This is a genomic window from Terribacillus sp. AE2B 122, from assembly GCF_902497585.1.
Taxonomy (GTDB): domain Bacteria; phylum Bacillota; class Bacilli; order Bacillales; family Amphibacillaceae; genus Terribacillus; species Terribacillus saccharophilus_A.
Map to the genome: position 1 here is coordinate 241,959 of NZ_LR700945.1, position 22,083 is coordinate 264,041.

A 22,083-nucleotide genomic window follows, 5' to 3' on the forward strand; every position below is an offset into this window, starting at 1 on the left:
GAGCCGAACCGCTTCAGAAGTCCTTGCTGCTTTGCGGATTGTGTGTTTTCTTCCGTTGGAAACTCATTCCGCAGCTGGAAAAGAGTGAACCAAGCGATCAAACAAAGAGCACCAGATAAAATGAATGGCAAAGATTCTGAAACTTTAACAAGTGAAGTCATAAGCGGACCGACAGCAAAGCCAATTCCAAAGAAAAGTCCATAAATCGAAATATTCCGACCTCGTACTTTTTCAGGCGATGATGATGTAATCCATGTCTGTGTGCCGAAATGAAGGGCATTGTCACCAATACCAATCAACAGACGCAGAACAAACCAGAACCAAAATGATTTCCATAATGGAAAAGCGAGAAGTGCTACGACGACGATTAGCCCACCTGCCATAATGACTGGCCGATAACCGAATTTACGCAACGGAGCTTCCATGAATGGCGATACAAGTAAGATACCGATGTAGATGGCAACTGCATTAAGACCATTCATAGATGAGGAAAGGCCATCCTGTTCGAATATGATGGCAATCAGCGGAAGCAGCAGCCCTTGGCTAAAACCGGAGACTGCGACAATACTGACTAAAATCCAAAAACTGTACGCATTTCTCATATGTCTATTACCCCTGTATGTAAGATGATTTCCCAATCCTACTGTATAGTTTTTCCTGGATTTGGTCAATCGGGCGGCAGGAGGTTAGAAAATCATCCAAGAGGGAATATAATGCATAAAGAATTTGCAAGGAGAGGTGAGGGAATTGAAGCTGACAATGAAACAGCATGGATTCCGTATCGAACTACCACATCAAACTTTGGATATAGACGGAAATGAGCTTTTCGGTATCCGGCCTTATCAGCTAATGGTTTCCTCGATAGCAGGCTGCAGTGCGTCTGTCTTCCGTAAAATCATGGAGAAACAGCGGCTGGAGATTGACGATATGGAAGTGTCAGCAGAGGTGGAACGGGATGAACTGGCTGCAAACCGTATTTCTAAGATTACACTGACTTTCGTTGTACGCGGTTTTCATCTGGACAAAGGGCAATTGGAGAAGAACCTCCAGCTTGCACACAAAAACTGTTCAATGGTGCAAACGGTCAAGGATTGTATCGAGATCGAAGAAAGATTGGAAGTAATTCATTTGAACCATTATTAAATGTATAGGATAGCCCCTGACTTCAGATACTAGGAAAAAATCTGAAAGGCGGGGCTTTTCTTTATGAAATATGCTAGAATCCTCATAGCAATCATGGCACTGGCTTTGCTGACTCTTCCTTTCTCCATAGCCGGGAAAGCTGAGAATGTACAGAAGAAAGATATGGAAATACCAAATCATGTATTGAATATTTCGAAGGAAAATACTTATCCGAACTCAAACAAGGATCAAATTGTACTAGAACCTAGTGAGCTTGTCAGAGAACTAACGGAAGACAGTGCTATTGTCATCCAGAATCCAGAACTGATTCGAATACTCAATGAATCGACGCTGAAACCATCTCCACTTGCGATTGGGTACCGAGGCATGATTTATATGGGGCATTGGCCGCTCGAATACCAGTCTGCAGAAACAAATATCAACTGGCAGTATCAAAAAGTGAATACGAACCAGCTAAGCAATGCAGGTGGAGAATCGGCGAAACAAATGAATTATGAACAGCAGGAAGAGCGCTACGTGAAAGGCGGGCTTACAGCTGAAATCGATAACCCTAGAGATATCAAGCTGATGATGCTGCAGCAGGCTCAGAAGAACACAAAGCTTCCGCTTTCCTTCCAAACAGTAATAGGAAAAGGCACGAATAAGGAAAATGCATACGGTGTGCCTTTGAATAAATCCGGTATTCTTACTGCGTACGCACCGGCAGTTAATGAAAAAGGTACAATCACTTTCGGGGAAGTTTATCTTGAGTTAAAAGGATCAAGAAAGCAGATTGTTGTTAAAAATGTTACCAAACAGGGAATTGGAGCTTGGATTCCGATTCAAGATCATCTGTCTTTCACCTTCAACGTACAATAACGAACAGTGCTGTGGTATACTGGAGCCAGATAATGCGGTAAAGGGGTTTTATCTTTGGCAACGAGTAAAGTTGACGATTTGAAGCAGCGTCTGTCTGCATTCATGGATTATTTGGATAGTATCGAACCGGAAGAGACTTCCTTAGAGGAAATCGATGAAATGCTCCGGATGCTCGATGAAATGGAAAATAAACTAAAATAAGACCGTGCTGAAGCACGGTCTTTTCTAATTTTTACACCGCATAGCAGAAGCTGATTTGGCACAATCTATCTTTAAGGAGAGTGTGTCATATGCGATGGAAATCAATAATGCTGCTGTTATGTCTGCTGCTGGTCACACCATCGTTTGCATCTGCAGAAAGCCCCGTCAGCTATGGGTGGGGATTTGTTAAGAGCAAGGATGGCAGTATACCTGAAATCGGCAAATACGGGCAGCTTTTGAATGAATATCACAGCTATTATCTAGATGATTCTGGTGAGAAAACAGTATATATCACATTTGATAACGGCTATGAACAAGGTTATACAGGAGATATCCTGGATGTATTGAAGAAGCACGATGTCCCAGCTGCTTTCTTTATTACAGGTCACTATGTATCATCAGCGCCTGATCTGGTTAAAAGGATGGTCGACGAAGGACATATTGTCGGTAATCACTCATATCATCACCCAGATCTGACGAAGGTTTCTAAAGAAAAGATGCAGCGGGAGCTTGAGATGCTTGAGGGTGCTGTGGCGGATTTGACGGATCAGGACGATATGCACTATTTGCGGGCACCCCGCGGTACTTTTAGTGCCCGTTCACTGAAATGGTCTGAAGATCTTGGCTATACAAATGTATTCTGGTCACTTGCCTATGCAGATTGGAAAACTGGCGAACAGAAAGGCTGGCAGTACGCATATGATCAAGTGATGGCCCAAATGCATCCAGGAGCAGTTGTCTTATTGCATTCTGTATCCGAGGATAATGCTATTGCATTGGAAAAATTGATCATTGAATTGAAGAAGCAAGGGTACTCCTTCCGTACGCTGGATGACTTGGTCAAACAAGATATCCTACCGAAAGCCATTACGCAATTTTAAGCTGATCTAATTAGGATCAGCTTTTTTATTTTGTTTGGATGATAGCATGAACAATTTCCATGAAGTAGTCATGCCATGTTTTTTTAGATGTGTCCTTCATCGTTTTCCCCTTTCTGTAAATAACTGCGCAGCCATGCCACTTCAGCTAAGGCTTTTTGGTCAAAGCGTACATCACCGGGTTTGTTACCTTCTGCCAAGACATAATGTTGAAAAGGAATGCCAAGAAAGTCGAATATCTGATGAAACTGTAAGATCAAAGGTAAGCCTTTGATGCGTGGTCGATCACCGCCGACTGCTAATATGATTGCTTCCCTTGGTTTTTGATTTATGAAAGCAGGCTGTCTGAAAACATGACTAAGTCGATCGAGAAGCACTTTTAGCTTTCCTGGTATACCGAACCAATAAATCGGTGCAGCAATAACGATTACATCGTGCTCTAGCAGAAAATCCAGTAAGATCTGTGTACTCTCATCAAGCGATGCTGGTATAGGCTCATGACGGAAATCTTCAAAGTCTGTCAGAGATAATTCTGTAATATCAAGTATTTTGTGTGCCGTACCTTTTATAAGTATGTCAGCAAGTATTCTGCTGTTGCTTTTTGTACGGCTACTGCCAAGTATCAATCCGATGGACAAGCAACCACGTCCTTTCCAATATTTATATAAAAAGTGTATACTGCACTCATACATAGGAAAAGCTGAATAATTTGATTATTATGATCGGAAAAAGCGATTTAGGGAGTGTATGCTTTGCAAATAAACTATTTGAAGACCTTTGCTGTAGCGGCAGAAACACTTAATTTCACCAAGACAGCTCAACTGCTCGATTACGCTCAGTCGAGTGTGACCGCACAAATTAAAGCGCTGGAAAAGGAATATGGTGTAGACTTATTTCAGCGTCTTGGAAAGAGGATTTATTTGACCGAAGCGGGAATGAAAATGCAGAGCTATGCTAAGAGAATGCTGGCTTTGCATGAGGAAATGCGACAGGAATTTGAAGAGGAGCAAGAGGAGAAAGGTACAATTCTAATCGGCGCATGTGAGAGTCAATGCATCTACCGATTGCCTGAGCTCCTTCGCTTTATACGCAATCAGTATCCGCAGGTACAGGTCATACTGAAACCTGTTCCATCTAGTAAAACCTCGGAAAAGATGCTCCAAGAAGGTGAGTTGGATTTAGCCTTTATTATGGAGCGGGACGACCAGCATAATGGTTTATTGGAGGCAGTCTCTCTATTTCAAGAGAAAATCGTTCTGATAAGCTCCCCAAGCCATTCGCTTGCAGTTCACCCTTCCAATAGCCTGGCGGAGGTGATGCAGCATCCTTTGATCTTGACGGAGAAAGGCTGTGCTTATCGAACGGAATTGGAACAGGCATTACAAAATCAGAGTTTGCATCCAGAAAATATAATTGAATTCGGCAGTATAGAAGCCATCAAACAATGCGTAATGGCTGGTTTAGGTTTATCGTATTTGCCTCTCATGACAGTGGAGAAAGAATTGCAAACAGGTGAATTGAGCGCTGTACATCTGGATGAACCGATCACCCAGCCTACTACGAAGCTCCTTTGGCATAAGAATAAGCGCTTGTCGAAAGTGATGCATGATGTAATTGATTTTGCAATAAAACAAATAGGATAGGAGATGCTACTGATGTGGGAAAAACAGCTTACAGGAACACATACATACGATTATCATTATTTGATGAAAAGATGGAGTATGGATCAGCTGAATGTTGTTGATACAGAAGAGCATTTGATGAAGCTTCCTGTTGTATTAGGGGATGGTTCGCAGCATATTGTCGTGCTCCAGTTCAGCGGAAAAATCACATCCCCTGTTGTTAAAGTGTCTTCTGCAGATTCTTCAAGGCAGGAGGACATACTAACTTGGGTGGAAAACTGGCTCCAATGGGATATTGATCTTGCAGGGGTAGCAGCCCATTTTGTCGGTTCTGATTTGGAGCGGCTTTTTTATGCACATGCAGGAACGCCTATCGTAAAAGATACTGATTTATATTATTGTTTGATGAAAACAATCATCCATCAGCAACTGAATTTAAAGTTTGCTTACACACTAACGAATCGTTTCGTGGAAGCATTCGGAACTAAAGAGGATGATATCTGGTTTTATCCCTCACCGGAGAGAATTGCTTCCCTCGAGTATGACGACTTAAGAAAGATGCAGTTTTCGCAGAGAAAAGCTGAATATGTCATTGATACAAGCCGCCTTATGATAGAAGGAAAGCTAGATCTCGCACAGCTTGCTGCTTTATCTAATGAGGAAATAGCTGCAGAGCTAACGAAGATTCGGGGGCTTGGAAGCTGGTCTGCGCAAAACTGGATGTTGTTTGGATTGGGACGTGCTGATTTATTACCAGCTGCTGATATCGGGGTACAAAATGCGTTGAAATTCTATGACGAACTCGCAGAAAAGCCTACGCCATCAGCAATACATACGCGGGGAGAAGGATGGGCTCCTTACCGCAGTTATGCGACTATGACGCTTTGGAGAAGTATTGAGACCTGATACTAATATCAAGTTTTATAATTTGGTAACAATTATTGCTGGGAAGTCGTGCTTTCGTCTGCTATAATTAGTGCATTAGTTAAAACAGGCAGCCATTTAGGAGGCGTAAGTATGGAAAGAAAAGATTTGATTGCACCAGAGCAGTACAATATCGTTGATGAAATGGAGCGTTATGTTACAGATGAAGAACGTAAAGCGCTCATTTGGATGGACGAGGCGGGTAATAAGAAGGAAGTAACGTATAAAACGTTATTTCAGGATGTAAACCGCACAGGTAATGTTCTGAAAGAACTGGGCTTGGAAAAAGGAGATGCAATACTTGTAATGGTACCGCGTGTCGTTGAGGCGTATCATATCTATGCAGCAGCCTTGAAGCTTGGACTTGTGATCATCCCTAGCTCCGAAATGCTGAAGACGAAGGATTTGCAATACCGTATCGATCACGGAAAAGTAAAGAGTATTATCAGTTTCTATAAATTTACTGAGCAATTCGAAGAGATTGAGAATCAAGATAGCTTAATCAAACTTGCAGTTGGTGGTACGGTCGAGGGCTGGAAAGATCTCGGGGAGCTCAAAGAGACAGCTTCAGCTGAACTGGAAACAGTAGAGACATCTAGAGAAGATATTGCATTAATGTCCTATACAAGTGGTACGACAGGTAATCCGAAAGGTGTAGTCCACACACATGGCTGGGGATATGCACACCTACGGACAGCTGCAGAAAACTGGCTGTCTGCTTCCAAAGGAGATATCGTATGGGCAACAGCTGCACCAGGCTGGCAGAAATGGGTATGGAGTCCATTCCTTTCTGTTTTAGGAACTGGTGCAACAGGCTTCGTATATATGGGTCGATTTGATGCTAAAACTTATCTTTCTCTACTAGAGGATTATAAGATTAATGTACTTTGCTGTACCCCGACAGAATATCGTCTCATGGCAAAAGTAACTGATCTTGGAAGCTACAACCTGAGTGCTTTGCATAGTGCAGTATCAGCCGGTGAACCATTGAACCGTGAAGTAATTGATGTCTTCCAGAAACATTTCAATATCATTGTACGTGATGGCTATGGACAGACAGAGAGCACATTGCTGCTTGGTATCATGAAAGGTATGGAGCCAAGACCAGGTTCTATGGGAAAACCGACTCCAGGTAATGAAGTGGTTGTAATTGATGAGGATGGTAATCGCGTTAAAACAGGCGAAGTTGGTGACATCGCTTTGAAACTCGACAGTCCTGCATTGTTTAAGACATATTTCCGTGAACCTGAACGCCGTCAGCAAGCCGAACGCAACGGCTACTTTGTTACTGGTGACCAAGCTTCTGTTGATGAAGATGGCTACTTCTGGTTCGAAGGCCGCAGTGATGATATCATTATCAGCTCTGGTTATACAATCGGGCCATTCGAAGTAGAGGATGCTCTCGTAAAACATCCGGCTGTAGCAGAATGTGCTGTTGTAGCAAGCCCGGATGAAATCCGCGGTAATGTTGTTAAAGCATTCGTCATCCTGCGTGAAGGTGTAGATGAGAACGAACCAAATCTTGTGAAGGAATTGCAGACGCATGTAAAGAACACAACTGCGCCTTACAAGTATCCTCGTAAGATTGAGTTCGTCAAAGATTTGCCGAAGACTTCTTCCGGTAAGATCAGACGTGTCGAACTGCGTAATCAAGAAAAACGAAATGCAAAATAATTAGAAGCATCGCCTTAATTAAGGCGATGCTTCTTTTGTTTTTCTTTCTTATTAGTTTTAATACCTTTTCTAAAAAAAAATAAGAAATGAAAGCATAACACTTGAAAGTCAAAGAAGGTCAGACTATAATAAAGTCACAAGGTCAAAGATAGTCAAAGTCAAAATGTGACGCTTGACCAAATAAACTAATCTAACCTATTGGGGAGGTAATTGTATTATGAAATGCCAACATTGTGGTGAACGAGAAGCTAACGTGAACTTGTTAATGCAATTCAATAACCAAAAACAGCAATTACAGCTCTGCCATACTTGCTATAATGAAATGAAAAATATGTCAAAAAAACCTGCCGGTTTCGCTTCCAATGGCGGAACGATGGATGACTTCTTTAAAAATATGTTCGGCGGAGCACAATCCGGCTTCCAGGCGGGTGCAAACAACCAAGCACAGGCTGGCGGCAATGGCCGAGGACGCGGAGGATTGCTTGACTCACTTGGTAAGAATCTGACAGATGGCGCGCGTGCTGGTCTAATTGATCCAGTCATTGGCCGTGAACAAGAGGTCAAACGTGTCATTGAGACGCTGAACCGACGCAATAAGAATAACCCAGTTCTAATCGGGGAACCAGGGGTAGGTAAAACAGCAATTGCAGAGGGTCTAGCTTTACAGATTGTCGAAGGCAATGTTCCTGTGAAGCTGCAAAACAAAGAAATTTACTTGCTTGATGTTGCTTCACTAGTTGCGAACACTGGTGTGCGCGGTCAGTTCGAGGAAAAGATGAAACAGCTTATTTCCGAATTGCAGCAGCGTAAGAATGTCATTCTGTTCGTGGATGAGATTCATTTACTAGTCGGTGCTGGTACTGCGGAAGGTTCCCAAATGGATGCAGGTAATATCTTGAAACCTGCACTTGCTCGCGGTGAGGTGCAGCTGATTGGTGCAACAACCTTGAAAGAGTACCGTCAAATCGAGAAAGACGCTGCACTTGAACGCCGTTTCCAGCCGGTTATCGTAAAAGAACCGACAGCAGAGCAGGCATTGGATATCTTAAAAGGATTGCAGGAGAGATACGAAGCGTATCATCAAGTCTCTTATACAGAAGATGCCGTCACAGCGAGCGTGAGCTTGTCTCAACGTTATATTCAGGACCGCTTCTTGCCGGATAAGGCGATTGATTTGCTCGATGAAGCTGGATCCCGTATCAACCTGCTTACGGTAACGACTGATGAAGATGCAATTCAAACTCGTCTTGCCCAAATTGCGAAAGAGAAAGAAGAGGCAGCAGGACGTGAGGATTATGAACGTGCTGCATACCTTCGTCAGGAAGAAATACAGTTGGAACAAAAGCTCGAGGAACCAAAAAACGAAGATAAAGCCAAAGTGACGGTTGAGGTCATTCAGCAGATTGTGGAAGAGAAAACGGGGATTCCTGTGACGAAGATTCAATCTGAGGAACAGAATAAGATGAAAAACTTAGCAGCTAACCTGTCCAACAAGGTTATCGGACAACAACAGGCAGTTGATCGGGTTGCCAAAGCCATCCGCCGCAGCAGAGCTGGATTAAAATCCAAACAGCGCCCAATTGGTTCCTTCCTCTTCGTCGGACCGACTGGTGTTGGTAAGACCGAACTTACCCGTGCGTTGGCGGAAGAAATGTTCGGCACACGCGAATCCTTCATCCGTTTGGATATGAGTGAGTACATGGAACGTCATTCTGTTGCGAAACTGATCGGTTCTCCTCCAGGATACGTTGGACACGAAGAAGCAGGTCAGCTTACAGAGCGTGTACGCCGTAATCCTTATACGATCGTCCTATTGGATGAAATTGAGAAAGCACATCCGGATGTACAGCATATGTTCCTGCAAATTATGGAAGACGGTCATTTGACTGACAGCCAAGGCCGTAAAGTAAGCTTTAAGGAAACCGTCATTATCATGACAAGTAACGCTGGAACAGGAGATAAACAGATTTCTGTCGGCTTTACGAATTCCAGCAATGAAGCTGTATCCGTTATTGAAAAGCTAGGCGCTTACTTCAAACCAGAATTCTTGAACCGTTTTGACTCTATCATAAGCTTTGATGCATTGAAAGAGGAAGACTTGGTACAAATCGTTGAGCTTATGCTTACTGATTTGACGAAAAACATGGAAGAAGAAGGCTACCAGCTTGAAGTAACAGAAGCTGCGAAGCACTTCCTTGCGAAAAAAGGATATGATCCTCGATTTGGTGCACGTCCATTGCGCCGTGTCATCCAAGATCAAGTAGAGGATAAAATCACTGATTATATCCTTGAGGAAGAGAATGTAAGTAGTATGGTAGTAGATTTGGTTGACGAACAAATTACTGTAGTAAGTAAATAATTAGAAAAGAGACTCATGCTCTTGGGCATGAGTCTCTTTTTTTATGCAGTATGCTGGGAACTGCTAGTACGGATGAAAAGCCAGCTTATTATATAGGTAATGATCGCGATTGCGCATATCAATCCGAATGCTGGTAGTACAGCTAAGTCCTGCATCCATGAGAGCAAGTCGATTAGACGCTCACGGCTGGCTAGAGTAATAGTTACTCCGATTAAAACAATGCCTCCTAGTATCGCCCCTCCAAGAAATCCAAATTTATATACGACGATCCCCAGTAAAAGTCCAGCAGCAAAGAAAGATAATAGGAAAGCAAAATCTAGCGGTAAACTATACAGAATACTTTTCAGCTCGGTGCTCGCACCGATCGGGCGGAGGATTTGGATATTCGTTATATTGGCTGCCTGAATTACAGCGTTGAATACCAATTGCACAGCGACAAGGAAAATGACCATGACGGAACTGATTAATAATATATAGATACCGACAGCCGTATGATAACTTTTTCTGGTGATACCTCTTTTTATAGCGAATGGGAGGCTTTCTTGAATTGTTTTGAAGCCGAAGATGATCATGAAGATATAAGCTGGTACTGTAATGGTAATATACATCTTATCCGCGACGGCAAAAGCAAGAATGGATAAAATAGTGATGCTGAACAGCAGGATAGAGCAAAAAATGGTAACTGTACGTCTGCTATCGACAACAAAGAAATAGAGTAAAGCCTGTATTTGTTTCATCATGCGCGAGCACCTCTTTTTTCTGTTAGATGAACCATCATATCTTGCAGCGGGACTCCCGAAACTGCCAGGTCCCCAGTTAAGGCAGGTGCTTCTGTAGATAGAAAGTATGCTTGTGACGTTCCCGCAAAACTTGTTTCTTTGATGACTTGTTTACCGTTTGTAAAAGTTTTGACCTGTGCTGCTGGCCCAGAGATGCAAAAACTTTGAGCTCTAAGTTCGTCTGCACTTTTATGCAGGAGGATACTGCCTTTATCAAAGATGATTACTTCTTCAAATAAATTACTGACTTCATCAATTAAATGAGTGGATAGTATGATGATTCTAGGGTCGCTCTGGAATTCTTCGAGCAGTACTTCGTAGAAATAAGCGCGAGATGCTGCATCCAGTCCAATATAAGGTTCATCCAGCATCGTAACAGGTGCTTTGCTTGCCAGTCCGACAATGATACCGAGAGCAGATTCCATGCCCTTTGAGAGGCTTTTTACGCGGAGTTTTTTATTTAGGTCGAATCCATCCAGAAGGTCAGCAGCGAGATCCTTATCCCAATTGGAATAGAGCATTGATGCGAATTTCAGCACTTGGTGAACAGTTAAATCCTTTTTGAAGTTATCTGCTTCTTTGATCAAACAGATATTTTCTGTAACAGCGCGGTTATCGAAAGGTTTCATACCATTTACGTGTAATTCTCCGCCAGACGGCTTGTCGTAACCAGCTAGAAGCTGCATGAAGGTAGTTTTACCAGCACCGTTTCTGCCAAGCAGGCCATAGATTTTTGGCTCTGTAATTTGAAGGTCGATTCCTTTCAAAGCTGTGGCAGTTTTGTATTCTTTAATCAGTTTATCAGCTACAATCGTCATTTTTACTCTTCCTCCTTGAGCATACGGATAATTTCTTCCTTGGGGATATGGAGCTTACTAGCTTCTTGTTTCATTGGAACGATATATGCATTGAAAAACTGCTGTTTCCTCTTTTCAAGCAGAATGTCATGAGCTGTTTCTGTGACGAACATACCGACGCCTCTTTTCTTGAATAATATACCTTCGTCTACAAGCTGATTGATTCCTTTTCCTGCTGTGGCCGGATTTATCTTGTGGTGTTGAGCAAATTCATTGGTGGAGGGCACCCGTTCTCCAATTTGAATGGAGCCGTTGAGGATGGCGTCTTCTAGTTGTTCTTTGATCTGGATAAAGATCGGCTTCGAATCATCAAGCATACATATGCTCCTTTAAAGTTCTAGGGTAGTTGGTTCATTACTCATGTAACTAACTATATAACCAAGGGAAAGGGAAGTCAACCAGAATTTGGAGAAAATAAAAAAACAGTGCAAATACCTGCACTGTTCGTCAACTCAACTTATTTAATTGGTCAATCCCATTTGAGGAAATGGATAATAGCGGAACTTTACTTCTCCGATGACTGAGCTTTGCGGGATTAAGCCGAACATCCTGCTGTCCTTGCTGTTTCTGCGATTATCTCCCATGACGAACAGGTACCCATCCGGAATAGTATCTTCTCCTATAACATCACGAAGCTTGAAGTTATTCGTAAATAACGCATCTTCCTGCATAGCGTTTTTCATTTCTTTTAGGTAGGGTTCTGCATGTTTCTTGCCATTTACATAAAGGACATCATTTTTGTATTCGATCTTGTCTCCGGGAACCCCGATTACCCGCTTTACATAGCTTGCATCCTGATCTGGAGCGTGGAAAACAACTTCATCGAAACGATCGATGTTACCGACGCGGCTAATGAGGATCTTGTTTTGATCTTCTAAAGTTGGAGCCATTGATTCACCATAGACGGTACTAGGGAAATAAAAATAAGAGCGAAAAATGAATAGGGCGATTATAGCGATACCTATCGGCAGCAGCACGGCTAAGAGCGTGCGTCTAGCTTTCAGGGAAAGCACCTCCTTTTGTACTAGTGTAACATATGCGAAGAGCACATAGAAAAAACCGGAGTTATCTTAACTCCGGTTTTACAAACAGTTTATACTGATAAGGAATTTTTGGATTTAGCGGCAAATGCTGTCTTTGCCAAATAGTTATAGTAGCCATCTGTGTAAGGATGGATGGAACCTTCCTGCCAAGGTTTTTCTTCTCCGCAGAAATGGACAATCGATGGTGTTTCCCTTACTGTCCGAAGCACTCGTTCTTCCTTGAGTGATTTCGCTTTATATTCTTTCAGGATGACATGTGTCTGGGCATTCCATTTCGGATGAAGCATGAGCCAATCATTCCATAGGATGGCGTTTAGGGCATCCTGATCATGCCAAGCTAGCTTATCCGGGTTTTCGTTGATGAATGTCAGCACCTTATTCGTAATATTACTGTCACGCCAAGCCTTCATATCAATTAGGATCAGACCGGAGTTAAAATAACGATCTTCTTTTGTGATTCCCATTTTCTCCAGTCGGCGGTGTTCCCCATAGTCTCCGACAGCTGCAACAATATTGCCTTCCATATCGGTCTCGAAAAGTTTTTTGACATCATCCAGTACCAGCATATCGCAATCAACATACAGCGTCCGTTCAATAGCTGGATCCATCATTTCAGGTATGGATATACGATAGTAAGCCGCTTTTGAAATATGGCGGCTGGCAATTGCACCTCCGTAAGCATCCAAATTTACATCTAGGAAATCAAGCGGTGTATTGTAGGCAGCTGCAGTTTCCTTCAGCAGCTGTTTCTTCTCTTGGCTAATTCCTCCATCGATGATTGAAATAACAAAATCCTTAGGGTTTGAAGTGTTTTCAAGTAAAGAACTCAATGTCATACCCAAGTGCTGTGCGTAGTTGTCATCTGTCGATGATACAATATGCATTTTCTTCTCCATTGTTCTTCTCATCTCCTTACTGCATATATAGCCGGTTGGAGATGAGACTAAACACATGTAATGCAATTGTAATTAATTTGATATGAAATAATTATTCTTTGGCCTCATCATCATTTTTCTTGCTGTTTTCTTTCGCTTCCCAATCTTCCAAAAGCATGCCGTAAACATTGTGATTCACATAACCATAAACAAGCTTTTCTGCTTGACGAATTGTTCCTTCAAGAGTGAAGTTGAGTTTTTCCGGAATTCTTCTGCTTCGTACATTTCCGATGGCTGAACGGATTTCCACCCGGTTCAATCGAAGTTCAAGGAAGGCATAGTCCAAGGATTTACTTACTGCTTTTTGCATCAGGCCAAGACCAGTGTACTCTTCTCCGAGCCAATACCCTAAGCTAGTAGATCGATTCTGCCAGTCAATCTTATGAAAGCCGATTACTCCGGCTAAAGCGCCCTGATACCAGATGCCTGCTGTAAATCCGTTATTTGATGCGAACTGATCCAGCGTATGCTGGATGAATTGTCTGCTGTGCTCGACGGACGTGTTCTGATCTACCCAAGGCAGCCATTGCCGCAAGTGCTCACGGGAACTGTCGATCAGCTGATACAGCTTGTCGCTGTCCTGTGGTTCCAAAAGCTTCAAATAAGTGGCTGAGTCAATGCGATGTGTAAACATGATTCGTCGCTCCTTTCAATTGATATTAGTATAGCATGTCCGATCGATTGTTAAAATTAGGAGACAAGTATTGGTGCATACGAACTGTAAGCGGACTGCATCCTATGAAAAAGGGGGCGGAACGCAATGAAGAAACACATGATTTTTATATGTATTTGCCTGATGCTTTGCTTCCCGATGCATACAGCAGCTGAAAGCGAAAGCGGCATTTGGGACTATATTTTTTCGCAGACCGACGAAGCAGGGAAGCTGCAGGTGCATTTTCTTGATGTCGGTCAAGGTGACAGCATGCTAATACAAACACCATCACATTATAATATTCTCGTAGACGGAGGAGACGGAGAGTCAGGGGAGAAGGTGATATCGGAGCTTTCTGCCAGGGGAGTAGAGAAATTGGATCTGTTAGTAGCTACTCATCCGGATATCGACCATATCGGGGGACTTCTGCCGGTACTGGAGAAATTCAAGGTGAAGCAAGTACTGGATAGCGGTAAGCTGTATACAACGAGGACGTATCAGCGCTATACCGAGATTCTGGCGGAAAAAGAAATCCCGGTTACCATCGCCAAGGAAGGTTCCTATATAACGGTTGACCCGCTTCTGTCTATTCAAGTATTAAATGCTAATCATCCAAAAGCAACGAACAATCAGGCCTCGATCGTTTTGCGGCTGACATATCGTACGGTCGATTTTCTGCTTATGAGTGACGCTGAATCACAGCAGGAGTATACGATGAAACATAATTATGAAGTGGAATCGGAGGTCTATAAGGTAGCACATCATGGTTCCCGGACAAGCAACACATTCGCTTTCCTGAAGAAAGTGAAGCCTGATTATGCAGTTGTTTCCTATGGAAGAGATAATCAATTAGGGCATCCGACGAAAGAGGTCGTACGTAATCTGCAAAAAGCAGGAGCTGTGCTTTATGCAACAGCTAAGGGCGGCACAATCAGTATTGAAACGAATGGACTTTCCTGTCAGATTAGCAGCGAGAAGCCTAATCCAATCTTCCGTAAAAAATAAAAAAGCGAATCCAATTTGGATCCGCTTTTTCGTATTAGTTTGTTTGATCTGCAAGCTTCACGAGTGTGTTCGCAAGCGGTCTCTTGTTTTCTTCATCAGCAGCTAGCCACAGCTGTTTGAGTAAATACTCCTCACGGTTGCGAGGTTCCTCTTTATCCGCTAAATAATCAGCTACACGCTGAGCGGCTTTTGTCAAAGCTTCTTCACTTAGGCCGAGGCGTTCACCTTGTTTCACTTTATTTCCTAGATAATCTTGGAAGTTCTGGAAATTGTTCAGAATATCGTTCTTATCTTCTTGGGATAGGTTTTCCACAGCATTCTGTGCGCGATCTTCATGTGCCATTTTCATTACCTCCTCTTGTTGAGTTAGTAATGTATTCCCAATTTGCACATTGACAAACAATATATCGATAAAATATATCATATGTACTAGATTAAGAAGATATTACTCCGCATATGTCTTTCGGAAACCATAAAATGGACGGAATTTCTTCTGTTCATAATACGATTTCGATGTACTTGTCGCCAGCATCTCCATTCGCGTCGAAGGGAAGAGATCATGTGCAGCTTGAAGCAGCTTGCCGCCAACCCCTTGTCCGCGCAGCTTTCCATCGACGAGCAGCTCAGCAACGAGAAGGGTGATGACTTGGTCTGTGATACAACGAATATAGCCGCATATTTCACCGTTATGCAATGCAACAAGAGCAGGGGACGATCCTTTCATAGCTTGATCGAAACGAGAAGGATCAGCTGCAAGGGTAGTCCAGCTCTCATCTTTCAGCAAGTCGGTGATTGCAGCCAAATCTTCTGTCTCGTATGGGCGTATCGTCACCATCATTCTTCCTCCTTTTTCGTCCCTTTTGGCATAGTGCCGAAGACAATGCCCAACATACATCCTACAGCCAGTCCAACAGTAGGGCTCTGAAAAGCGATTCCAAAAAGAATGGCAGTGATGATGCCTACTGTAAATGCCAATAGATAACGGAAAGGTTTCTTATCTTTAGATTGCTTCAATTCATATCCCACCTTGTCTTTGTAATACAAGTATAGCATGGATGATGGCTGACTTTGGAAGGAATAAACATTGCGTATCATGTGAGATTTTGTTACATTAAACTGTATGTGTATACTGAAGTAATGGAGGTTCAATATGCAGGGTTTAAACGATTTTATGAGCACGATTGGTGATGGAATCACTAAAATCGTGACAACTTCTAGTGATTTATTATGGTCAAGTCTACTTATTATTCTATTAATCGGTCTCGGAATCTACTTTACAATCCGACTTGGTTTTGTGCAATTCCGGATGATACCGGAAATGATCCGTCTGCTTGGTGAAAGTGGTAAAGGTAGAAAGACAGGGGTAAGTTCCTTTCAGGCTTTTTGTATTAGTACGGCAGCGAGGGTTGGTACAGGTAACCTGGCTGGTGTAGCACTTGCAATCACTTTGGGAGGACCGGGAGCGGTCTTTTGGATGTGGCTGATTGCTTTAATTGGTTCTGCTTCTGCATTTGTGGAAAGTACGCTTGCACAGATTTATAAAACAAAAGAAGGCAGTACTTTTCGAGGCGGTCCAGCTTATTATATGCAGAAAGCATTGCGTGCGCGTTGGTTAGGCATCATTTTTGCGGTTCTTATTACGATTACATTCGGTCTTGCATTCAATTCTGTTCAGGCGAATACAATCACAAATGCATTCGAAAGTTCCTTTGGACTAAATAAAAACATAATGACAATTATTTTGTGTCTCATAACAGCAGTCATTATATTTGGCGGCGTCAAATTAGTCGCTAGATTATCAGAAATTATTGTTCCTGTTATGGCTGGAGCTTATATTTTGATTGCGCTTGTCGTTATAATAATGAATATAAAAGAACTTCCAGATGTGTTTGCACTCATTTTCACAGATGCTTGGGACGGAACGAAACAGTTGGCAGGAGGAGCTATAGGTGCTGCCATGCTGCAAGGGATTAAGCGAGGCTTATACTCCAATGAAGCAGGTATGGGTAGTGCACCTAATGCAGCTGCATCTGCCACTGTCTCACACCCAGCAAAACAAGGATTAATACAGGCAATGGGGGTATTCGTCGATACGCTGATGATCTGTAGTTCCACTGCATTTATCATTTTGCTTTCAGGTTTGTATAAGTCCTCTGAAAGTGATGGAATCGTATTAACTCAGGAAGCGCTTCAGTCCAGTGTTGGTCAATGGGCAGGTACATTCCTAGCTGTTATCGTTCTGTTATTCGCATTCAGTTCTGTTATTAGTAACTATTATTATGGGGAATCGAATATCGAATTTATCAAACGTAGTAAAGTTTGGATATTTATTTATCGCTTGGCAGTTGTTGCAATGGTAGCATTCGGTTCACTAGCTAGCCTGGATTTTGTTTGGACACTAGCTGATTTATTCATGGGCTTGATGGCTATTTTGAACTTGATTGTTATTGCACTCTTGAGTAATACTGCTGTTAAGGCTTTACGCGACTATAAGCGTCAGCGTAAAGAAGGTAAAGATCCAGTATTCTATGCAGATAGCATTGAGGGTCTTCGCAATATTGACGCTTGGCCTAAAAAAGGTGAATCAACCGAATGAAGATAAACAGCCCATCATGAAAGGGCTGTTTTTTCTTATATCTAACTTCCAAACACTTAAAATAGTTAAGTAATTGGATTCGGTATATGGAAAAGGACTACAATAGACGTAAGCTAATTTTTGACAAGGAGATGTTGGTATGAAAAATAGATCCTTGCTATCTCTTGTATTCGGTACTATCAGCCTGTTCTTTTCCTTGTATGGAATCTTTTTTGGTATCATCGGGTTTGTCCTTGCCATACAAATAATTAGAAAAGACACTAATCCAGAGACCGGACGTAAAATGGCAGTAGGGGGCCTGGTTACCAGTGTCATCGGAGCCGGCTATCAGATAGTAGCTATACTTATTCTTCTCCTGACTGCCTGAACAGAAGCAAAAAGAATGCAGCATATCGCTGCATTCTTTTTTGTAACTTTATTCAATTCCTCGCCGTATAACAGGTATCTTACTTTCAGGAGGAAATTGATGAACGCATTGTTAATATATGCCCATCCGAACCATGCATCACTTAACTATGCCTTTTTTGAGGCAGTGCAGGAAGGTATCAAACATAATCCTGCCATCAATGAAGTGGACACAATTGATCTGTATGAAGAGGACTTCAATCCAGCTTTGGTTTTCCATGAAAAAAAGCGCCGCCGAGATATGCATATTGATCCGGATTATGAAATGTATCGCGAGAAAATTAAGCGAGCTGATTTGCTTGTGTTCATTTATCCTATCTTCTGGGGAAGGCCGCCGGCTATGCTGCTTGGATTCATCGATCAGAATTTCTCAGCCAACTTTGCTTATCGGCACGAAGGTCTGCTGCCGGAGGGATTGCTGAAAGGCAAGCAGGCAGTTTGTGTTTCCACAATGAAAGGCCCTGGGTTTTACAGTCGATTCTATTTAGGAAATGCACATAAGATATTGATGAAACGAGCGTTGTTTAAATTTGTAGGAATCAGTAAAGTGAAAATCTTCGAATTCGGCGGCATGGAGAAAAAGAACGGAAAACAGAAAAAGTATCTGAGCCGTGTTGGAGCTTACTTTCGCAAGCTGGCTAGATAGGCAGCTGTTCCAATTCGTAATATTTATTTCTCACATCCTGTATCTCATTAGCGGCTAGACTGCGGCTGATTTGTTCCAGCAAGGAAGCAAATGTGTGATCATCGATACGCTCAGCTTGCTGAGCTATTCGGGTAGATCCTGCTTCCAAAACTCCTTCGGAAATGTTTCCAATTTGATAAATTCGGAAGTATTTCTGGATCTCTCGGAGGGCAGTTTCTTTATATGTCACTTGCCATTCATCATAAGTTGGCATAATTCATACAACCTTTCTATTCAACAAGAAGCTATGTCCTGTTATACTGTCTATGGTATCATGCGACTTGGAAGGGAAGAAAGCAAATGTTACGGAAAATAAACGCTCTGCTCGCGATCATAGTCATTGCACTCGGCATCTATCGATATATCGACCAGGATTATGAAGTGAATCCTCAGCTAATGCTGCCGCTTTTGTCTATTATGTTTCTATTATTCTCAATTGAGTCTATTTTAAATAAGAAAAAGCTGATGACAGGAGTTTATTTGATTGTCTTCGTTATTGCAGCAAGTGCAACTGTCATGTTCTTTACACAGACTTAAAAGTCTTCTCCTTATAGGAGAAGACTTTTTTGTTTATCATTGACAGGGAGAGTGTATTTTACATATAATACAATTAACAATTAACATAATGTTAATTAAAAGGAGATTAACATATTGAAGTCGAATAAAGAAGAGAAACCTTATGATGTTAGTCGATATCGTACCCCTGATGGTTATACATCGGATATAGCTGTATTCACCATTACTTCTGAAAAGACCAAAGCATATGCACCGCCAAAAATGGAGCTTAAGTTAATGCTAATTAAGCGTGCCGAGCAGGATACCGAAGGAAATTTGAACATCGAACCAGGTAAATGGGCATTGCCAGGAGGATTTGTAACACCGGAAGAAACAGCTAAGGAGGCTGCCAGTCGAGAATTGGAAGAGGAGACGGGAATAGCAGGAATACATCTGAAACACTTTGGTGTATACGATGAGCCAGGACGTGATCCACGTGGGTGGATCGTCTCGAATGCACATTATGCCATTGTCCCGGAACACAGATTATTTGAGAGAAAAGCGCATGATGATGCCGCAGAAGTGGAATTGTTCCCTGTACAAGATCTAGAGCAGCATCTTTTAGCATTCGATCATGCCAGTATCATCCGCCATGCTATAACTCATATAACACGAGATTTACTGCAAACTACAGTAGCAAAGCAATTCTTGCCAGAGCTGTTCACTTACTCGGAATTGCAGGCAGTTCTGCTGACCATAACGGATGACAAATCAATTCAAAATGAGCAAGCTTTTGCACGAAAAATTAAAACATTGCCTTTCATCGAAGCAGTTGAAGGGCAGAAGACACAACGAACATCCAAGCTGCCAACTCAGCTTTATCGGTTCATTGATGCAGAAGTGAAACAATCGATTTATACAGCTCGTCATTAATCCAGAGGAGGATGAAAGATGAAAGCATTAATAAATATCGATTATACGAATGATTTTGTAGCAGAAGATGGGGCACTGACTTGCGGAGTGCCAGGACAGGAAATCGAGGAACGACTTACAGCGATTACATCTGAATTCATTGAGAACGGTGACTATGTTGTTTTTGCGATCGATAAGCATGAGGAAAAGGATGCCTATCATCCAGAAACTAAGCTGTATCCGCCGCACAATATAGATGGGACAGAGGGTCGTGCACTTTATGGCAAGCTGTCGGATGCATATGAGTCTGCCAAGCATGAATTGAATGTCTATTATATGGATAAAACAAGATACAGTGCTTTTGCAGGGACCGATTTGCTGCAGCGGCTGAATGAGAGGGGTATCAAGGAGATTCATGCTGTTGGTGTAGCGACAGATATTTGTGTTTTCCATACACTGGTGGATGCCTATAATTATGGATTCAAAATCGTTGTTCACTCAGATGCTGTTGCAAGTTTCAATCAAGAGGGGCATGCATACGCCCTGCATCACTTTAAAAGCGCCTTAGGAGCAGAGATTACAGAAGGAGGAGCGGAACGATGACACATTATCAGGATGATAGCACGGCATTGCACACGGATCTTTATCAAATCAATATGGCCCAGACGTATTGGAAGGATGGAAAGCATAATCGCAAAGCTGTATTCGAACTGTTTTTCCGCAAACAGCCATTCGGTAATGGGTTTGCTGTTTTCGCTGGCTTGGAACGAGTTATTGATTATTTGAAAGAGTTCCGTTTCTCGGATTCTGATTTAGGCTATCTGGAGCAGGAGCTTGGATATGAGAAGGAGTTCATCACCTACTTACGAGACCTGCGCTTTACTGGAGATTTATACAGCATGCAGGAAGGGGAACTTGTTTTCGGAACCGAGCCGATCATCCGGGTGGAAGCGCCACTTGCTGAAGCGCAGCTGATAGAAACGGCTTTGCTTAATATCGTGAATTATCAAACGCTCATCGCTACGAAAGCAGCTCGTATCATGCATGTATTAGATGAAGGAGATACAGCAATGGAATTCGGCTCCAGACGGGCACAGGAGATGGATGCAGCTATTTGGGGAACAAGAGCGGCATTTATCGGCGGCTTTCATGCCACGTCCAATGTTCGGGCAGGCAAAAAGTTCGGCATACCGGTAGCTGGGACACATGCGCATGCGCTAGTGCAAGCCTATCGTGATGAGTATGAAGCATTTCGGAAATATGCAGAAACTCATATGAATTGCACATTTCTTGTTGATACGTACGATACACTGAAGTCCGGCGTGCCAAATGCGATTAGAGTAGCTAAAGAAATGGGCGATAAAATACGGTTCAATGCCATTCGTCTGGACAGCGGAGATTTGGCCTACTTATCCAAGCGAGCACGGGAGATGCTCGATGAAGCAGGATTTACAGAAACGAAGATCACCGCATCCAATGATTTGGATGAAGAAACTATTGGTGCTCTGAAAGCTCAAGGAGCGAAAATCGACAATTGGGGTATCGGAACAAAACTTATTACAGCATATGATCAGCCAGCATTAGGAGCGGTATATAAAATAGTTTCCATTGAGGATGATAATGGAGATATGGCCGATACAATTAAAATCAGTGCCAATCCTGAAAAAGTTTCTACACCAGGACTTAAACGCGTTTATCGGATCATCAACCGAGCTAGTCAGAAATCAGAAGGAGATTACATTGCGCTAGCCAATGAGAACCCGGAGGAAGAAGAACGACTCAAAATGTTCCACCCAACTTATCCGTACATTAGTAAATTTGTAACGGATTTTGAAGCGAAGGAGCTGCAGCAGCCAGTTTTTCAAAAGGGCGAACTCGTCTACAAGCTACCAACCTTGGATGAAACACGAAACTATGTCACACATAGCCTCACCTTCCTGTGGGATGAATATAAAAGGACACATAATCCAGAAGCATACCCTGTCGATCTAAGTACAGCCTGTTGGAATAATAAAATGGAATTGATCGAGCGCATCAAATCACAGCTGGAGGAGAAATAG

28 protein-coding genes are annotated in these 22,083 nt (G+C 42.5%); 16 read left to right on the forward strand and 12 right to left on the reverse strand.

Going from position 1 to position 22,083, the window contains the following annotated elements; all coding sequences use genetic code 11:
• The coding region (locus AE2B122_RS19210) for an MFS transporter (protein ID WP_254593488.1) at nucleotides 1–602 on the reverse strand (602 nt) is incomplete at its 3' end.
• 136 nt (nucleotides 603–738) lie between these two features.
• On the opposite strand from AE2B122_RS19210, the gene AE2B122_RS12080 reads away from it, so the two are divergent.
• From AE2B122_RS12080 to pdaA, 4 genes are all read left to right on the forward strand, one after another.
• Nucleotides 739–1,143 (forward strand): OsmC family protein, encoded by a 405-nt coding sequence (locus AE2B122_RS12080; RefSeq protein ID WP_371809615.1) that lies wholly within the window; start codon nucleotides 739–741, stop codon nucleotides 1,141–1,143.
• A 63-nt stretch (nucleotides 1,144–1,206) separates the two neighbouring features.
• Nucleotides 1,207–2,001 (forward strand): YfkD famly protein, encoded by a 795-nt coding sequence (locus AE2B122_RS12085; protein ID WP_175074245.1) that lies wholly within the window; start codon nucleotides 1,207–1,209, stop codon nucleotides 1,999–2,001.
• Nucleotides 2,002–2,055: 54 nt separating this feature from the next.
• Complete coding sequence (locus AE2B122_RS12090) at nucleotides 2,056–2,202, forward strand: SE1561 family protein (protein ID WP_164072015.1); 147 nt, start codon at nucleotides 2,056–2,058, stop codon at nucleotides 2,200–2,202.
• Nucleotides 2,203–2,291: 89 nt separating this feature from the next.
• A complete protein-coding gene (gene pdaA / locus AE2B122_RS12095; RefSeq protein ID WP_095271203.1) occupies nucleotides 2,292–3,083 on the forward strand; it encodes a delta-lactam-biosynthetic de-N-acetylase in 792 nt (263 codons plus the stop codon).
• Nucleotides 3,084–3,166: 83 nt separating this feature from the next.
• On the opposite strand, the gene AE2B122_RS12100 is transcribed toward pdaA, so the two are convergent.
• Nucleotides 3,167–3,718, reverse strand: a complete 552-nt coding sequence (locus AE2B122_RS12100; RefSeq protein ID WP_175074246.1) for a flavodoxin family protein — start codon at nucleotides 3,716–3,718, stop codon at nucleotides 3,167–3,169.
• Between the two features lie 114 nt (nucleotides 3,719–3,832).
• On the opposite strand from AE2B122_RS12100, the gene AE2B122_RS12105 reads away from it, so the two are divergent.
• The 4 genes from AE2B122_RS12105 (at nucleotide 3,833) to AE2B122_RS12120 (ending at nucleotide 9,659) form a co-directional block, all read left to right on the forward strand.
• Nucleotides 3,833–4,723 carry a LysR family transcriptional regulator gene (locus AE2B122_RS12105; protein WP_175074247.1) on the forward strand — a complete coding sequence of 297 codons (891 nt, stop codon included), beginning with the start codon at nucleotides 3,833–3,835 and terminating at the stop codon, nucleotides 4,721–4,723.
• A 12-nt stretch (nucleotides 4,724–4,735) separates the two neighbouring features.
• On the forward strand, nucleotides 4,736–5,608 hold the full coding sequence (locus AE2B122_RS12110; protein ID WP_095218712.1) for a DNA-3-methyladenine glycosylase: 873 nt from the start codon (nucleotides 4,736–4,738) through the stop codon (nucleotides 5,606–5,608).
• A gap of 111 nt (nucleotides 5,609–5,719) precedes the next feature.
• Nucleotides 5,720–7,300, forward strand: a complete 1,581-nt coding sequence (gene mbcS, locus AE2B122_RS12115; protein ID WP_095218711.1) for an acyl-CoA synthetase MbcS — start codon at nucleotides 5,720–5,722, stop codon at nucleotides 7,298–7,300.
• Between the two features lie 217 nt (nucleotides 7,301–7,517).
• A complete protein-coding gene (locus AE2B122_RS12120; protein WP_175074248.1) occupies nucleotides 7,518–9,659 on the forward strand; it encodes an ATP-dependent Clp protease ATP-binding subunit in 2,142 nt (713 codons plus the stop codon).
• 41 nt (nucleotides 9,660–9,700) lie between these two features.
• Here AE2B122_RS12120 and AE2B122_RS12125 read toward each other — a convergent pair whose 3' ends face one another.
• The 6 genes from AE2B122_RS12125 to AE2B122_RS12150 all read right to left on the reverse strand — a co-directional run bounded on the left by AE2B122_RS12125 (nucleotide 9,701) and on the right by AE2B122_RS12150 (nucleotide 13,907).
• Nucleotides 9,701–10,399, reverse strand: coding sequence for a hypothetical protein (locus AE2B122_RS12125; RefSeq protein WP_175074249.1), 699 nt, complete (start codon nucleotides 10,397–10,399; stop codon nucleotides 9,701–9,703).
• Nucleotides 10,396–11,256 carry an ABC transporter ATP-binding protein gene (locus AE2B122_RS12130; RefSeq protein WP_175074250.1) on the reverse strand — a complete coding sequence of 287 codons (861 nt, stop codon included), beginning with the start codon at nucleotides 11,254–11,256 and terminating at the stop codon, nucleotides 10,396–10,398. The genes AE2B122_RS12125 and AE2B122_RS12130 overlap by 4 nt, the downstream gene beginning before the upstream one ends.
• Before the next feature lie 2 nt (nucleotides 11,257–11,258).
• Nucleotides 11,259–11,612: a GntR family transcriptional regulator gene (locus AE2B122_RS12135; protein ID WP_095218707.1), complete on the reverse strand. Its 354-nt coding sequence runs from the start codon at nucleotides 11,610–11,612 to the stop codon at nucleotides 11,259–11,261.
• A gap of 144 nt (nucleotides 11,613–11,756) precedes the next feature.
• Nucleotides 11,757–12,344 carry a signal peptidase I gene (gene lepB / locus AE2B122_RS12140; protein ID WP_254593489.1) on the reverse strand — a complete coding sequence of 196 codons (588 nt, stop codon included), beginning with the start codon at nucleotides 12,342–12,344 and terminating at the stop codon, nucleotides 11,757–11,759.
• A gap of 44 nt (nucleotides 12,345–12,388) precedes the next feature.
• Nucleotides 12,389–13,234: a glycosyltransferase family 8 protein gene (locus AE2B122_RS12145; RefSeq protein WP_245840349.1), complete on the reverse strand. Its 846-nt coding sequence runs from the start codon at nucleotides 13,232–13,234 to the stop codon at nucleotides 12,389–12,391.
• 91 nt (nucleotides 13,235–13,325) lie between these two features.
• Nucleotides 13,326–13,907, reverse strand: coding sequence for a GNAT family N-acetyltransferase (locus AE2B122_RS12150; protein ID WP_095218706.1), 582 nt, complete (start codon nucleotides 13,905–13,907; stop codon nucleotides 13,326–13,328).
• 126 nt (nucleotides 13,908–14,033) lie between these two features.
• Between AE2B122_RS12150 and AE2B122_RS12155 the strand changes: the two genes are divergently transcribed.
• Complete coding sequence (locus tag AE2B122_RS12155) at nucleotides 14,034–14,930, forward strand: ComEC/Rec2 family competence protein (RefSeq protein WP_175074251.1); 897 nt, start codon at nucleotides 14,034–14,036, stop codon at nucleotides 14,928–14,930.
• A 34-nt stretch (nucleotides 14,931–14,964) separates the two neighbouring features.
• Here AE2B122_RS12155 and AE2B122_RS12160 read toward each other — a convergent pair whose 3' ends face one another.
• The 3 genes from AE2B122_RS12160 to AE2B122_RS12170 form a co-directional block, all read right to left on the reverse strand.
• Nucleotides 14,965–15,273, reverse strand: coding sequence for a DUF3243 domain-containing protein (locus tag AE2B122_RS12160; RefSeq protein ID WP_245609699.1), 309 nt, complete (start codon nucleotides 15,271–15,273; stop codon nucleotides 14,965–14,967).
• A gap of 102 nt (nucleotides 15,274–15,375) precedes the next feature.
• Nucleotides 15,376–15,765 carry a GNAT family N-acetyltransferase gene (locus AE2B122_RS12165; protein ID WP_245840350.1) on the reverse strand — a complete coding sequence of 130 codons (390 nt, stop codon included), beginning with the start codon at nucleotides 15,763–15,765 and terminating at the stop codon, nucleotides 15,376–15,378.
• Nucleotides 15,765–15,944 carry a hypothetical protein gene (locus tag AE2B122_RS12170; protein WP_175074252.1) on the reverse strand — a complete coding sequence of 60 codons (180 nt, stop codon included), beginning with the start codon at nucleotides 15,942–15,944 and terminating at the stop codon, nucleotides 15,765–15,767. Before AE2B122_RS12170 ends, AE2B122_RS12165 begins: the two co-directional genes overlap by 1 nt.
• A 136-nt stretch (nucleotides 15,945–16,080) precedes the next feature.
• On the opposite strand from AE2B122_RS12170, the gene AE2B122_RS12175 reads away from it, so the two are divergent.
• The 3 genes from AE2B122_RS12175 to AE2B122_RS12185 all read left to right on the forward strand — a co-directional run bounded on the left by AE2B122_RS12175 (nucleotide 16,081) and on the right by AE2B122_RS12185 (nucleotide 18,577).
• On the forward strand, nucleotides 16,081–17,526 hold the full coding sequence (locus AE2B122_RS12175; RefSeq protein WP_095218702.1) for a sodium:alanine symporter family protein: 1,446 nt from the start codon (nucleotides 16,081–16,083) through the stop codon (nucleotides 17,524–17,526).
• A gap of 139 nt (nucleotides 17,527–17,665) precedes the next feature.
• Nucleotides 17,666–17,893: a hypothetical protein gene (locus tag AE2B122_RS12180; protein ID WP_095218701.1), complete on the forward strand. Its 228-nt coding sequence runs from the start codon at nucleotides 17,666–17,668 to the stop codon at nucleotides 17,891–17,893.
• 99 nt (nucleotides 17,894–17,992) lie between these two features.
• Nucleotides 17,993–18,577 (forward strand): NAD(P)H-dependent oxidoreductase, encoded by a 585-nt coding sequence (locus tag AE2B122_RS12185; protein WP_175074253.1) that lies wholly within the window; start codon nucleotides 17,993–17,995, stop codon nucleotides 18,575–18,577.
• On the opposite strand, the gene AE2B122_RS12190 is transcribed toward AE2B122_RS12185, so the two are convergent.
• Entirely contained in the window at nucleotides 18,570–18,830 is a 261-nt protein-coding gene (locus AE2B122_RS12190) for a hypothetical protein (RefSeq protein WP_175074254.1), read from the reverse strand. The genes AE2B122_RS12185 and AE2B122_RS12190 overlap by 8 nt on opposite strands.
• 86 nt (nucleotides 18,831–18,916) lie before the next feature.
• Between AE2B122_RS12190 and AE2B122_RS12195 the strand changes: the two genes are divergently transcribed.
• From AE2B122_RS12195 to AE2B122_RS12210, 4 genes are all read left to right on the forward strand, one after another.
• Nucleotides 18,917–19,153: a hypothetical protein gene (locus tag AE2B122_RS12195; RefSeq protein WP_175074255.1), complete on the forward strand. Its 237-nt coding sequence runs from the start codon at nucleotides 18,917–18,919 to the stop codon at nucleotides 19,151–19,153.
• Nucleotides 19,154–19,267: 114 nt separating this feature from the next.
• On the forward strand, nucleotides 19,268–20,044 hold the full coding sequence (locus tag AE2B122_RS12200) for an NUDIX domain-containing protein (RefSeq protein ID WP_175074256.1): 777 nt from the start codon (nucleotides 19,268–19,270) through the stop codon (nucleotides 20,042–20,044).
• Between the two features lie 18 nt (nucleotides 20,045–20,062).
• Complete coding sequence (locus AE2B122_RS12205) at nucleotides 20,063–20,626, forward strand: cysteine hydrolase family protein (RefSeq protein ID WP_175074257.1); 564 nt, start codon at nucleotides 20,063–20,065, stop codon at nucleotides 20,624–20,626.
• The gene (locus tag AE2B122_RS12210; RefSeq protein ID WP_095271232.1) at nucleotides 20,623–22,083 is read left to right on the forward strand and encodes a nicotinate phosphoribosyltransferase; all 1,461 of its coding nucleotides are present in this window, start codon (nucleotides 20,623–20,625) and stop codon (nucleotides 22,081–22,083) included. The genes AE2B122_RS12205 and AE2B122_RS12210 overlap by 4 nt, the downstream gene beginning before the upstream one ends.

Bases quoted from the DNA above. Each gene is read 5' to 3' on its own strand.
- AE2B122_RS12085 (WP_175074245.1), top strand. From the start codon at position 1,207: ATGAAATATGCTAGAATCCTCATAGCAATCATGGCACTGGCTTTGCTG.
- pdaA (WP_095271203.1), top strand. From the start codon at position 2,292: ATGCGATGGAAATCAATAATGCTGCTGTTATGTCTGCTGCTGGTCACA.
- AE2B122_RS12110 (WP_095218712.1), top strand. From the start codon at position 4,736: ATGTGGGAAAAACAGCTTACAGGAACACATACATACGATTATCATTAT.
- mbcS (WP_095218711.1), top strand. From the start codon at position 5,720: ATGGAAAGAAAAGATTTGATTGCACCAGAGCAGTACAATATCGTTGAT.
- AE2B122_RS12120 (WP_175074248.1), top strand. From the start codon at position 7,518: ATGAAATGCCAACATTGTGGTGAACGAGAAGCTAACGTGAACTTGTTA.
- AE2B122_RS12125 (WP_175074249.1), bottom strand. From the start codon at position 10,399: ATGATGAAACAAATACAGGCTTTACTCTATTTCTTTGTTGTCGATAGC.
- AE2B122_RS12130 (WP_175074250.1), bottom strand. From the start codon at position 11,256: ATGACGATTGTAGCTGATAAACTGATTAAAGAATACAAAACTGCCACA.
- AE2B122_RS12135 (WP_095218707.1), bottom strand. From the start codon at position 11,612: ATGCTTGATGATTCGAAGCCGATCTTTATCCAGATCAAAGAACAACTA.
- AE2B122_RS12145 (WP_245840349.1), bottom strand. From the start codon at position 13,234: ATGGAGAAGAAAATGCATATTGTATCATCGACAGATGACAACTACGCA.
- AE2B122_RS12150 (WP_095218706.1), bottom strand. From the start codon at position 13,907: ATGTTTACACATCGCATTGACTCAGCCACTTATTTGAAGCTTTTGGAA.
- AE2B122_RS12155 (WP_175074251.1), top strand. From the start codon at position 14,034: ATGAAGAAACACATGATTTTTATATGTATTTGCCTGATGCTTTGCTTC.
- AE2B122_RS12160 (WP_245609699.1), bottom strand. From the start codon at position 15,273: ATGGCACATGAAGATCGCGCACAGAATGCTGTGGAAAACCTATCCCAA.
- AE2B122_RS12165 (WP_245840350.1), bottom strand. From the start codon at position 15,765: ATGGTGACGATACGCCCATACGAGACAGAAGATTTGGCTGCAATCACC.
- AE2B122_RS12175 (WP_095218702.1), top strand. From the start codon at position 16,081: ATGCAGGGTTTAAACGATTTTATGAGCACGATTGGTGATGGAATCACT.
- AE2B122_RS12180 (WP_095218701.1), top strand. From the start codon at position 17,666: ATGAAAAATAGATCCTTGCTATCTCTTGTATTCGGTACTATCAGCCTG.
- AE2B122_RS12185 (WP_175074253.1), top strand. From the start codon at position 17,993: ATGAACGCATTGTTAATATATGCCCATCCGAACCATGCATCACTTAAC.
- AE2B122_RS12190 (WP_175074254.1), bottom strand. From the start codon at position 18,830: ATGCCAACTTATGATGAATGGCAAGTGACATATAAAGAAACTGCCCTC.
- AE2B122_RS12195 (WP_175074255.1), top strand. From the start codon at position 18,917: ATGTTACGGAAAATAAACGCTCTGCTCGCGATCATAGTCATTGCACTC.
- AE2B122_RS12205 (WP_175074257.1), top strand. From the start codon at position 20,063: ATGAAAGCATTAATAAATATCGATTATACGAATGATTTTGTAGCAGAA.
- AE2B122_RS12210 (WP_095271232.1), top strand. From the start codon at position 20,623: ATGACACATTATCAGGATGATAGCACGGCATTGCACACGGATCTTTAT.